This window comes from Alteromonas gracilis (assembly GCF_036870955.2).
GTDB classification, from domain to species: Bacteria; Pseudomonadota; Gammaproteobacteria; order Enterobacterales; family Alteromonadaceae; genus Alteromonas; species Alteromonas gracilis_A.
In genome coordinates this window covers 160,786-172,918 of record NZ_CP145482.2, presented here as the reverse complement: position 1 = coordinate 172,918, position 12,133 = coordinate 160,786, and the positions used below count along the sequence as shown (strand labels likewise).

At 45.4% G+C, this 12,133-nt stretch carries 11 protein-coding genes and 1 pseudogene; 7 read left to right on the top strand and 5 right to left on the bottom strand.

Features of this window, described 5'->3' with window-relative positions:
• The first annotated feature begins 13 nt into the window (after positions 1 to 13).
• From V6N89_RS00875 to V6N89_RS00865, 3 genes are all read left to right on the top strand, one after another.
• Entirely contained in the window at positions 14 to 898 is an 885-nt protein-coding gene (locus tag V6N89_RS00875) for an ArgP/LysG family DNA-binding transcriptional regulator (protein ID WP_338519750.1), read from the top strand.
• A gap of 140 nt (positions 899 to 1,038) precedes the next feature.
• Positions 1,039 to 2,943, top strand: a complete 1,905-nt coding sequence (locus V6N89_RS00870; RefSeq protein ID WP_346993286.1) for a M14 family zinc carboxypeptidase — start codon at positions 1,039 to 1,041, stop codon at positions 2,941 to 2,943.
• On the top strand, positions 2,894 to 3,913 hold the full coding sequence (locus tag V6N89_RS00865; protein ID WP_346993285.1) for a hypothetical protein: 1,020 nt from the start codon (positions 2,894 to 2,896) through the stop codon (positions 3,911 to 3,913). The genes V6N89_RS00870 and V6N89_RS00865 overlap by 50 nt, the downstream gene beginning before the upstream one ends.
• A 50-nt stretch (positions 3,914 to 3,963) precedes the next feature.
• Here the strand turns inward: V6N89_RS00865 and V6N89_RS00860 are convergent, their stop codons facing one another.
• Together V6N89_RS00860 and V6N89_RS00855 are read right to left on the bottom strand one after the other, a co-directional pair.
• Positions 3,964 to 4,896 carry a GGDEF domain-containing protein gene (locus tag V6N89_RS00860; protein WP_346993284.1) on the bottom strand — a complete coding sequence of 311 codons (933 nt, stop codon included), beginning with the start codon at positions 4,894 to 4,896 and terminating at the stop codon, positions 3,964 to 3,966.
• An 8-nt stretch (positions 4,897 to 4,904) separates the two neighbouring features.
• The gene (locus V6N89_RS00855; protein ID WP_338519746.1) at positions 4,905 to 5,516 is read right to left on the bottom strand and encodes a hypothetical protein; all 612 of its coding nucleotides are present in this window, start codon (positions 5,514 to 5,516) and stop codon (positions 4,905 to 4,907) included.
• Between the two features lie 209 nt (positions 5,517 to 5,725).
• Between V6N89_RS00855 and V6N89_RS00850 the strand changes: the two genes are divergently transcribed.
• Positions 5,726 to 6,325, top strand: coding sequence for an outer membrane beta-barrel protein (locus V6N89_RS00850; protein WP_338519745.1), 600 nt, complete (start codon positions 5,726 to 5,728; stop codon positions 6,323 to 6,325).
• A 47-nt stretch (positions 6,326 to 6,372) separates the two neighbouring features.
• Here V6N89_RS00850 and V6N89_RS00845 read toward each other — a convergent pair whose 3' ends face one another.
• Positions 6,373 to 6,681 (bottom strand): hypothetical protein, encoded by a 309-nt coding sequence (locus V6N89_RS00845; RefSeq protein ID WP_338519744.1) that lies wholly within the window; start codon positions 6,679 to 6,681, stop codon positions 6,373 to 6,375.
• Between the two features lie 224 nt (positions 6,682 to 6,905).
• Between V6N89_RS00845 and V6N89_RS00840 the strand changes: the two genes are divergently transcribed.
• Positions 6,906 to 7,373, top strand: coding sequence for a hypothetical protein (locus V6N89_RS00840; protein WP_338519743.1), 468 nt, complete (start codon positions 6,906 to 6,908; stop codon positions 7,371 to 7,373).
• Positions 7,374 to 7,398: 25 nt separating this feature from the next.
• Here V6N89_RS00840 and V6N89_RS00835 read toward each other — a convergent pair whose 3' ends face one another.
• Entirely contained in the window at positions 7,399 to 8,754 is a 1,356-nt protein-coding gene (locus V6N89_RS00835) for a serine hydrolase domain-containing protein (protein WP_338519742.1), read from the bottom strand.
• Positions 8,755 to 8,945: 191 nt separating this feature from the next.
• Between V6N89_RS00835 and V6N89_RS00830 the strand changes: the two genes are divergently transcribed.
• Positions 8,946 to 9,749, top strand: coding sequence for a hypothetical protein (locus tag V6N89_RS00830; RefSeq protein ID WP_338519741.1), 804 nt, complete (start codon positions 8,946 to 8,948; stop codon positions 9,747 to 9,749).
• Positions 9,750 to 9,768: 19 nt separating this feature from the next.
• On the opposite strand, the pseudogene V6N89_RS00825 reads toward V6N89_RS00830, so the two are convergent.
• A pseudogene (locus V6N89_RS00825) lies at positions 9,769 to 10,952 on the bottom strand (NAD(P)/FAD-dependent oxidoreductase).
• 341 nt (positions 10,953 to 11,293) lie between these two features.
• Between V6N89_RS00825 and V6N89_RS00820 the strand changes: the two are divergent.
• Positions 11,294 to 12,124, top strand: coding sequence for a mechanosensitive ion channel family protein (locus tag V6N89_RS00820; protein ID WP_338519740.1), 831 nt, complete (start codon positions 11,294 to 11,296; stop codon positions 12,122 to 12,124).
• Positions 12,125 to 12,133: the final 9 nt, after the last annotated feature.

The window sequence follows — 12,133 nt, the reverse complement described above, 5'->3', positions numbered from 1 at the left end:
CAGGTGTTTGAGCATGCTAGATTACGACGCGCTGCGTTGCTTTGATGAAGTCTTGCGTTATGGCGGTTTTGAAAAAGGCGCCCAAGCGTTGAGTCTTACTCAATCTGCGGTGTCCCAAAAGATTAAACGTTTAGAGCATAGTGTTGGTGGACCAGTTTTGGTGCGCACCAAGCCCCTTCGCCCAACGCCTTTGGGCAACGAGTTGCTTGCCCACATACAAAAAGTGAGCGTATTGGAAGAAGCGTTGAACATTCAAAGTGGTTTAACGGCCAGTGCAGCACCGCTAAGTGTTGCCGTTAACAATGACGTTTTGGCAACTTGGTTTTCACAGGTTCTGGCAATATTCAGTGAAACACGGGCAAACCCCGTGCATATTGTTAACGCTGACCAAACACAAACCCGCGATATCTTGCAGCAAGGCCGCGTGATGGCGTGTATTAGCCAAACGGGCACACCAGTGACAGGCGGTCAATCACTGCGCTTGGGTACCATGAAGTACCAGCTTTATGCCTCACCGTGTTTTATTGAGCGCTATCTTTCTAAAGGTATTAGTGCCGACGCAGTCATGCAAACACCTGGCTTATTGTACGATGAGTACGATGTTACCTTGCTGACCGACTACCAACGTGAGTGCTTAAATATGGCGCCGTCATTTACCACCTGCCATTGGTATCCATCGTCACACGGGTTCGTCAAAATGGCGCTAGATGGCGTGGTGTGGGCACTGCTGCCAACACTACAAGTTACGCAAGAAGTTGAAGAAGGCAGCCTCGTTCCGCTCTTCCCCGACAAAGAACTCGGTGTCCCACTTTTTTGGCACTGGATAACGCTAGATTCTGCTGCTTTGGGCGACCTCACAAAAGCGGTAAAACACATTGCAAAGCAGCAGCTTCGATAGTGTTTTGTACGTGCCTTCTTATAGGTCGCTAGGAGCACGTGCTTCATCGCAGATTAATTGACCGTACAAAAAATCCACTACACTATGCAGACTGTTGTAGTAGAAACAAAAATCAATTAAAAGACAACAAGGGAACACACATGCTATCCATAAGAAAGTGGTTTTTATTGCTGTTGAGTATGACGGTTTTACCCGTTTATTCAGCCGTGTTAATGAAGCCCGTTAACGATCCAGATTTAGTCTACTCAGGCGAACTTTTGTCTGGCCCTTACAATGACCAAATCACTCACCCAGATACCCTTCTTGGGTTTCCTATAGGCTCTCGCGTTGCTTCACCAAAACAAATTCATCATGCCGTGATGACGTGGGCGTCTCAATCAAATAGATTGCAAGTTGTAGAATACGCGCGCACCCACGAAGGTCGTCCGCTATTAGCAGTATTTATCTCAACACCTCAGCAACTGGCTTCGCTTGATGAAACCAAGGCAAATATTCAGAGGCTTGCCGACCCACTTTCAACAAAAGACGCGACAGCCAAAGACATTATTGACCGTTTGCCAGCAATAGCCTGGATGGCGTATTCAATTCATGGCAACGAAACATCAGGGGCTGACGCAGCACTGACTGCTATTTATCATCTCATCGCCAGCGAAAGCAACGAAATTGCGGCGCTGCTTGATAATATGGTGGTGGTGATAGACCCTATGATGAATCCCGATGGGAGAGCACGATTTGCCAAGTCGCTTGAGCAGTACCGAGGCACTGCGCCCAATGTGGATGACCAGTCTTTGTTACATCGCGGTGATTGGCCATACGGCAGAACCAATCATTACTTCTTCGATTTGAACCGCGATTTCTTCTACCTTACGCAACCAGAAACCGTTGGGCGCGTGCGACTTATCAACCAATGGCGACCACAGCTGATGATTGACGGCCACGAGATGGGCAGTCAAGACACCTATTTGATGGGACCACCTCGCCAGCCGTTAAATCAGAATATCGACCCTAATCTGCAAAAATGGGCCACTACATTTGCGCAGGACCAATCGGCTGCTTTTGACGAAAAAGGCTGGCGCTATTACACCGGCGAATGGTTCGAAAACTGGTACCCAGGATATTCAAACTATGCCGAATATCGCGGCACTATGCATATTCTGTATGAGCAATCTCGAATGGCAGAAGACGGCGTGCGCCGCCCTGAAGGCACCGTACAGACTTACATTGAATCGGTACACCACCAATTTGTCTCTACTATTGCTAACCTAGAAACCTTGGCGAAACACAGCAAAGCTATGTATCAAGATTACTGGCAAGGTAGAAAAAACAATGTTGCGTCAAAAGGCAAATTTGCTGATCGTACCTATGTCATCCTTGCCAATGATAACGTGGGCAGAACCGAATCTCTTGTCGACAAGCTTCTGGCGCAAGATATAAATGTATATGTGGCAGACAAAGACATCAAAGTCAAAAAAGCGGTCACTCAGCAAGGGATTACGCAAAAAGACTTTGTTATTCCAAAAGGCAGTATCCTTGTACCTAATCGCCAACCTGAAGCGCCGCTAATTGCAGCCATTATGGAGTTTGACGCAGGTGTTAATGACGCAGTCTTGCTTGAAGAACGCCAAAGAACACTGCGCGACGGTTCATCGTTAATGTACGACACCACAGCATGGAACCTCACCATGATGTATGGCTTAGAAAGCGTCACTGTACCTGAAAATATAACACGCAGCGTTAGCCCATACTCACCAACAACACCGCAAAGCCAGTGGTTTGATAACGCAATAGCTTGGATGGTTGATGGTGCTGACGATCGTTCTGTAGCATTTGCTGCGCGCCTTATGGAGCGCGGTGTATACGTTCGGTTTGTAGATAAAGAGTCAGAGTACGAAGGTGTTCGCTTTAATCGCGGATCTATTGCTGTCACTGTTACAGACAACCCTAGTCAGCAAAATTTAGCAGGCATTATTCAAGAAACGGCTAACGAGCTAAACCTTGGTGTATTTGCTACTCGCACCTGGTTTTGGCGAAGGCGAACTTCCTGAGTGGGGCGGTGAACACTTTGGCCTGTTAACCAGACCTCAACTTGCATTGCTTAGCCATGGCAGCGTATCTAGTTATGACGTTGGCGCCACTTGGCACAGTATTGATACACACTTAGGCATTCGTCACAGCCAGCTTGATATCAATGCACTTAGTCGCACTGATCTACGTCGATACAATGTTCTTGTTTTGCCTACTAGTTATGGAAGCCTAAGCAAAGCTGTACAGTCTACCTTGCAAGAATGGGTGAAAAATGGCGGTACGCTTATCGCTCATGCGCAAAGCAGCCAAGCGCTTGCCAGCAAAGAAGGCATCGCAAAGGTCAAAACCATTGAAAACAGTTTTGATAAAGCATTGGATTATGACATTGCACTAATGCGTGAATACATGGCGGTCAATGAGGACGTTGCGAGGCAAGCAGCAATGTCTCACACCTTGGACGCTGATTTTAGCTTCCCTTGGGATTCATTCCCTAAAGCGTTAAGTGAGGAAGAGCTAAAGCGACGCGATAAATGGCTAAGTATTTTTATGCCAAGTGGCGCTATTGTAGCTGGGCGCACCGACCAAAAACACTGGCTAACCGCTGGTACACCTGACGTACTGCCTTTGCTATATAGCAGTCAGCCTTTATTAATGAGTGGTGATGAAAGTGAGGCAGTTGTGCGAGCAGGTGTGTATGTAGATTCTGGCTCTAAGAAAGAAGGGGATGATAAGAAAGGCGCATCGCGCTGGTTTACCCTACCTGAAGACAAAGCGCTTAACGTGAGAATGAGTGGTTTGTTATGGCCCGAAGCCCAGCAGCGCGTTGCCAATACAGCCTACTTAACGCGTGAGAGACACGGGAAAGGTCAAATTATCTTGTTCTCCGGCCAACCCAATTTCCGTGGTGCAGCGAAAGGCACTAACCGCTTATTGTTAAACGCAATTGTTTATGGACCGGGTTTAGGCACTAGAGCCAACATAAACTTGTAACTGGGTGAAGTAGTAATACAAAGGTGCAGGTAAATAGTCTGCACCTTACATTACTGCAACGCCTCTTTTACAAGGCTTTTCTTATGTTCAGCCTTGGCGACATACATCAGCTTATCAGCCTTATCGAGAAGTCCCTCTAAACTGTCACATTTTTCTCCGGTAATATACGAGCCGACGCTTGCCGTAATCAGAATAGAATAATTTGCGGTTCGAATATCACGCCGCAACAAGCTTTCTTCAATTCTAGATGCAAGTCGCTGCGCTTGTTTTTTACTGAAACAGTGACTCATCACGACAAACTCATCGCCGCCTAAACGCCCTACAGCATCTTGCTGCCTGCACCGGCTTTTTAAAATTTTTGCGACGACTCTTAAAACTTCATCTCCAGCTGTATGCCCATAGGCATCGTTAATCGTTTTAAAATCATCAATATCAATAAACGATAGCGTTAAAAACCCACCTTCTTTGTTAAAGGTATCTAGCAAGTTTCTTGTCACGCCTTCCCACCCCGTGCGATTGAGCACAGAACACAACGCGTCGGTAGACGCCCGCTTGAATGCTGAAAGCCTATCATCATCAAGTTTTCTTACTTTTTTCGATGTGGCTAGCGCAAAAATAAATGCCTCTAATGTGATGCCAATGATCAGGCCATAACGGTGTAAGAATGGCGATGTCTCGCTCAGAATAAGCCTAAATGACATTGCCGTTACCATGATAGCAATACCACTCATTACTAAGTACGAGCAGTGAACCTTTCTTACGCAGGCATAAACACAGCTAGAAAGAGTGAAAACCATGGTGACAAGGGTAATGAGACTTAACAGTTGGTTTACCTTATCTGCTTCACGTGTCGACAAAACAATTTGAGTAAACGCCAACACCAGTGCTAAGTAAGCCAACCCCATAATGATGAAGCGAATCCAAGTGCGAAGTAGTACTTTGAAATCAAGGAGCTGATCTAAGAAATTAACCGCCGCAAACACCGTGACACCTAAGCAAAGAAAACATGCAGCTGATAGCTATTAAAAACGCTGACATTAGGCAAGATAATGTTTATCAAGCCCTCTTGCAACAGAAAGAAAATTGCTGCGTTTAGTACATAAAAGCTATACGAGTAAAAGCCGTTATTTCTTATGCTATTACCAAGAACTCCTACGTAAACCGTCAGGGCAAGACAAAACCCTATAAACAAGCTGAGCGTAAGTGTATGGACTGAGGTTATTGACTGATACTCGTCTAATGAACTGACTTTGAAATCGAGAGGTCGCACCACTTGCGCGTTAACATCTAGCAAATAGGTACGCTTACCTGGCGGTAGTACAAAGCTCACTCTTGCCGCCTGTAGCGCATTAACGCGCTGCATATCTTCAGTGTAAAGCTGCGCAAAAGACGTGTAGTTTCGGGTGAAATGAAAAATAGCGGTATCGGCAACATCACATACCAAGACGATACGCTGAAGGCCTTGCGCCAGAGAATACGGCTGACTTTTCGCTGTCTCTTCTAAATGCTGTACATTACAATTTGCAAGTGCGTACGAGCTTATGGCTAACATCACTGTTAAAGCCGAAATGCGTATCAAATATTGAAGCACACCTGCCAACATAGATTTGCCTTACTGCTGTAACTACAGCCAAATCCCTCTAGCAAATAGAACGTGTCAATTGAGAACTTTTTTCGCTTACTCGCCTTCATACCGATTAGCAAAAGACGAAAGATAGTAAAAGCGTAGTTCAATGTTGTAATTCGTTCACCTTATATTCACTTTAATTTTATTACTCTATCGCTCGTTCTCAACAACATACGGAAAATGTGATGAAAAATTTATATCTAGCGACTGCTTTTGCCTTTGCACCATTACTTTTGAGTGCTGAGGTTGCTGCAGAACAAGCACCAATCTCTTATGACTATGTTCAATTGGGGGCAGTGCAAACAGATTTCGCTGACATCCCTGAGTTTGACGCCAAAGGATTTCAATTCAAGGCGAGCAAAGAGTTGGGTTACAATGTGTTTGTCGAAGCCATGTATTTTGACGCATCTGACGATGCGAGCGGATTCGATTTTGACGTCGACAAGTGGGAAGTGGCTTTGGGCTATGTGCACCGCTTTTCGCCATCTACCGCTATAGATTTTCAGGCTGGCTATGGCGATATTGAACTTGGGCTAAGCAACAGTGAAGAATCAGCGTCTACGGGCACAAACTACTACATGTTAGAGTCTAACGTTCGACACAACATTACCCCTAACTGGGAGGTTTTTGCAGGGTTAGAGTGGCAGTTTTGGGACGAGGGTAGCGACCAAAAAGCGTACAACTTGGGTGCGCAATACAAATGGAACTCGGTAGCACTGGGTGCAGAATATACCAAATATTCAGACTCTGAAGTATTCGGTCTGTATGCCCGCTACCAATTCTAACAGCATCACTAGCAAAGGGGGCATGCCCCCTTTTAGTGAATTTCGCATTATCTACGGCTGATAGCAGGAATATCAAAATAGGCGTCTGGGTCAGCCTCTTTAAGTGTATTGAGCATGTCTTTTCGCGCGGCTCTTACCGCAACCGTTTCGCCAAACACTTTTAAATGTAATTCCCCTATAAGCTGTTTTCCCTCCGCTTTACTTAATAAGCCTAGAACTTCACCAGCATGCATAAAGCCTTGCACACGATGCTTGTCGGCGTCTACATTTTTACCCGCTTTACTCGCTTCAAATAGTGCAATGAGTTTAGCCTCACAGGCAGCTAAAAAAACCTTCTGTGCATTTGAGTCATCCATGTTTATGTCCTTTCTTGGTTTTCATCACTATTTATCGCGCTTCTATTATTCTTATTAACTTAGCACTATTTTTAGCGCTCTGTTGCGCCAATGAAACCCTAGCCTCGCGCACAACCACATTGTTTGTAGAATAATGAACAGGCACAGTTCACCTTTTTCGCCTACGCTTACATTAGCGTTAAAAATATAAACAAGAACGCATATTTGAAGAAGTGATTTTTGCCATGCTAAAGCGCCTAATACTTATCGTTACCTTTGGTCTTTTGAGCAGTCAATATGGATATGGCTCTACCTCACCTCATGATTGGCACGCGTCACCGCATCATGTTTCTGTTTTATTGGCCACTACTTCTATCGAAAGCGAAGAGAGTGCGTTTACGCTAGGTTTTGACTATGAATACAGAGTAAACGACTTTTTGGGCCTCGGCGTTGTGGCAGAATACGCATTTGATGATATTGATGCCTACACCTATTTGTTTGTAGCCGACTTGCATATAACGAACAACTTCATTGCCCAAGTCGGTCCAGGCATGGAGTTTCACGGTGGTGATAAAATAGAAGTAGCGCGTTTAGGGTTGCTGTATGAATTTGAATTTTCAGGCATTACGCTTTCACCACAACTTCATTACGATTACCACAAAGATCACCCTGATGCGGTAGTCGCGGGCCTAGCCATAGGCTTCGTCTTTTAACACAAGCACCTTTCACCGCTGCGCACTACTCAGACTCGCCGCCATACTCGTAAGCTAAAAGAAATTTTGCAAGTGCATGGTAAGCAGGAAGTGACGTAGGATCGATGTACCCATTTTTGGCTTGAGGGTGAGAAGCAAAGCGTACCAGCACCATCTCAGCCGTAGGGTCTACATAAATGGTCTGTCCATGCACGCCTCGTGCAGCAAAAGCATTATGTTCATTGTGAAAAACCCACCACTGGCTTTTGTAACTTGCACCAGAAAGCGTAGGAAATGCATTCGTGAATTTGGTTCTGTCGCCGCCATCTTTTATGCTCTGCACCACCTGTTGAGGGAACACTTGCCGAGCATTAACAGCACCTTCATTCAGTACGAGTAAACCGAGACGGCCCATATCACGTAAACCAGCAGAAATACCGCCACCAGCAAAAGCAACGCCTCGTGCATCAACCGTTTGGTAGGCGCTTTGCTCTGCCCCCATTGGCCTCCACAACAATTCGCTTGCCAATGCTGTCACCGATTGCTGTGTCACTTGGCTAATGATCCAACCTAGCATATCCGAGTTAATTGTTTTGTAGTGAAAAAGTGCGCCATGTTCGCCTTCAGGTTTAACTGTTTGTAAGTACTCCCAATAACCATTTGGCCCTGTCTGTTCTTTTGTTCTAGGAAACGGGCTCGCCGCTTTAGAATACCGCCAAATGTCTGCGTTAGGATCAGCGTAGTTTTCTGAAAATGCGACGCCCGTAGTCATGTTCATCACTTCTCTGACAGTGGCATTAGCGAACGCACTGTCACCAATTTCCGGTACCAGTGTTTTTACCAATGCGTCTTCGTTCAACACGCCTTTCGCAATAAGTATTTCAGCAATAAGCCCCGTAACTGACTTTGTCATCGACATTGCAGCATGTTGACCACGTTCATCTAAGCACCCGAAATAGCGTTCGTACACCACGCGCCCTTTGTGGATAACGAGCATACCGTCAGTATAGTTTTCATAAAGTGACTGCTCCCACGTCATCGCGTTTTCACTATTAAGTGGCGTAAAGGTCAGTGCGTCTATTTGGTCACGTATTTTTGAGAACTGCATATCGGGAAGATATTGAAGGGGAATAGAATTACCAACACCTCGGCTGATTTCGCGGGTAGGTAAAAACTCTCTCAAGTGACACACTGACCAACGCAATTTGGGGAAACTGAAATAGTTACTATCAGGTTGCTCAATGCGTTTTTCATCTGCCAACGGATAGCCCTGCATCCATCCCATGACTTTAGGATCTGAAGCCTCAGCAGAAAGTGGTCGCGAGCTTTCTGCAGTCACTGTGGCTGATAGTAGCAGTATCATACTGCAAATGAAGCGCGATAAATTGGTTATTGCTTGCATTGAACTTGCTCTCCTGTTCCTTCATAACAGTATAGTTCCCAAATTTTATACTGCGTACGCATATATCCGTGATCATTCTAGCCCATCATTTTTGACTAACTTAACATTTGTAGTTAATCACAAAAGCTAATGTATTGAGTAACTTAATCGTCGCTGATATGGTATTTAAAGATACTAACAAGGACGTTCTCATGAAATACGCTACTTTTGCACTTCTAGCCACAATTCTTTTCATTGCGGGCTTTATTACGGGTCGTTATACCATGACCGCACCACCACAGGCGCATAACAATACGGCCGCTTCAACGAGCTCAGGACAAGGCCAAGATGACAAAGCAGCGAAAGAGATAGCTGGAGAAGAAACCATTTCAAATCATTCTGCGCCAACAAGCCCCCGCCCAGCTAGCGAAATGGGCACCAAGGAAACACAATTGGCACATCAACAGCGTGCTGACTCAACAATGAGTCAACAGGGCGTGGTTCCTGACCAACACAAAAATGACCATTACGGTGCAACTAACGAACAAAAAGCATTATCTGCTGAGGAAACAACGAAATATCCGCTTGCTCAACAAGAGCTCTCTCAATGGACACAGCGCTACAAAACAGAGCTAAAAGAAAAGATGGCAAATAAGTTGGGAGACGACGTTGCGGAGCTTATGTTTGAACAAATTACCAAAGAAAATGCGTTTTTAAACGACCCCATAGCTGAACACTCACTTGAAGAAGATTTGTCGCAGCGCAGCAATGTGGAGCAGGCTATTCGGGACTACCTGGTAATGAACAACACCGACCCATCTATCGACATGCTTAGCATCATCTGTATTCAGGGCTTATGTGAAGCTACACTTACCGGGAACGACAGCTCATCGTTAATGCTAAATTATATGAATTTAGTAAACGGTGCCGTAGCGGGTATAACGGAAGGTGGACAACCTACTACATATGTTATGGCTGACGGAGGCTTTTGGGCATATTGGTTGTTGCGCTACTAGCCGCTAGTGTGAGCGGCGGCTACACCACCTGCCCGGCAGCCCAGCCGCTGCTCCACGCCCATTGAAAATTGAAGCCGCCTAACCAACCAGTGACATCGACAACTTCACCAATGAAATAAAGTCCATCTACATTTTTGGCCATCATGGTTTTAGACGAAAGCTCGTTGGTATCAACACCACCAATGGTCACTTCTGCCGTGCGATACCCTTCTGTTCCATTAGGTTTTATTTGCCAATTCTCAAGTGTGTTGGCTATGGCATCGCATTCTGCGTGTGACAATTGTTTTACCTAAGCACATTTCGCCATTCATTGTATTCAATAAAGCTCTGTACCATGCGCTTAGGGAAGACTTTATTTAAGCAAGTGGCAAGCAACGCGTCGGGCGTGTTTTCTCGCGCCGCTTTGACAAACGCGTGGGCATCTTCATTTGGCAGTGTATTAATACTAAGCGTATCGCCAGCTTCCCAATAGCTTGAGATCTGCAGCATCGAAGGGCCGCTTAAGCCTCGGTGTGTAAACAGCATGGCTTCTTTGAACGTGGTGTCGTTACAGCTGGCATACACGTCCACCGCAATGCCGCTTAGCTCAGCTAGCGTTTCTTTGTCTTTGTCGTGCAACGTAAATGGCACCAATGCCGCCCGCGTGGGCAAAACATTGAGACCAAATTGTTCCGCAACTTTATAGCCAAAAGGCGTTGCGCCAAGCTTAGGCATACTCAAACCACCAGTGGCGATCACCAGCGATTCACAACCATAATCGCCGTTAGACGTTGAAAGTAAGTACCCACTTCCTGATTTTTCTACTGAGAGAATTTCACAACGCGTGGTAATGGTGACGCCAGCTTTTTGGCATTCGTTTAATAGCAAATCAACGATATCTTTTGCGCTGTCATCACAGAATAATTGGCCTAGCGTTTTTTCGTGGTAGGCAATACCGTGCTCGGCCACAAGGCCAATAAAGTCCCATTGGGTATATCGACTAAGCGCTGATTTACAAAAATGAGGGTTTTGCGAAAGGAAATTCTCTGGTGCCGCATACATGTTGGTGAAGTTACAACGACCTCCTCCCGACATCAGGATTTTTCTTCCCACTTTCTTGGCATGGTCTAGCACTTCAACGCTACGCCCACGGGCCCCCGCTTGTGCAGCACAAAATAGTCCTGCAGCCCCCGCACCAATTACAATGACATCGCGTTTTATCACTGACATTTACCTTTCATTTTTGCCTTTCATTTTTGCCCTTCCTTAAGCGTCTACCTTGTTGCTGGCGTTCGCTGCCAGCTTGAGACACGGGATTATACGTGTAGAAAACATTCACACAACGATAACCCTACTTGGTAAGTAAATTTAATATTAGGCAGCCCAGCGCTCTTCGCACATTTTCATACTTATTAATAGTGTTAAACCTATTTTTAGGCGTGCTAGTCTTCTTAGTACACTTTTTGTTCTTTGCTAATAAGCTTTCACTTACCGCTAAACGCGGTGATGCCAGTCAAAGTTAAAACCACAAAGGCCAATCTAATCACTTACAGGGGAATGTATGTATGGAAGCACTTTTAGCGTCAATAGACATTAATCAATACCTACCCGCAGCACTTGCATGGGCAACAAATATCTTACTTGCGTTAGTTATTCTTATTATCGGGTTATGGATTGCTAGTAAGGTTTATCGCGGCATCGTTGCTATTGCCAATAGCCATCCTCAACTTGATGACACCTTGTTTAAGTTTTTCGGCAGCGTAGCGCGATACACTATTCTTGCCTTTGTCGGTATTGCTATATTGAATCGGTTTGGCGTACAGACCGCATCAATCATTGCGTTATTAGGGGCAGCGGGTCTGGCAATTGGCTTGGCCCTTCAAGGTACCCTGTCAAACCTAGCGGCAGGCGTAATGTTATTGATCTTCCGCCCTTACAAGGTTAACGACTTTGTAGATGCAGCAGGTAAGTTTGGTAAGGTCACAGAAATAGATCTATTCACCACCATTCTTCAAACCTTCGACAACAAACAAATTATTATCCCCAACAGCCAAATCTGGGGAGAACAAATCGTTAACCACTCACACCATGAAATTCGTGGTGTTGATATGACATTTGGCGTTGCCTATGACGAGAATATTGATGCAGCGAGAGCCGTTATCGAAAAGGTACTTAGTGAGCATCCTAACGTATTAAAAGACCCTGCACCGTTTGTTGAGGTCTCTACGCTTAATGATAGCTCGGTAGATTTTATCGTGCGCCCTTTCTGTCACGGCGAGCACTACTTCGACATTTTGTTTTCAGTGCCGGAGCAAGTGAAGAAAGCCCTCGATGAAGCCAATATCGAAATTCCGTTTCCACACCGCAAAGTTATCGTGGTAAACGAGAGTGCTTAACCGTTAGGT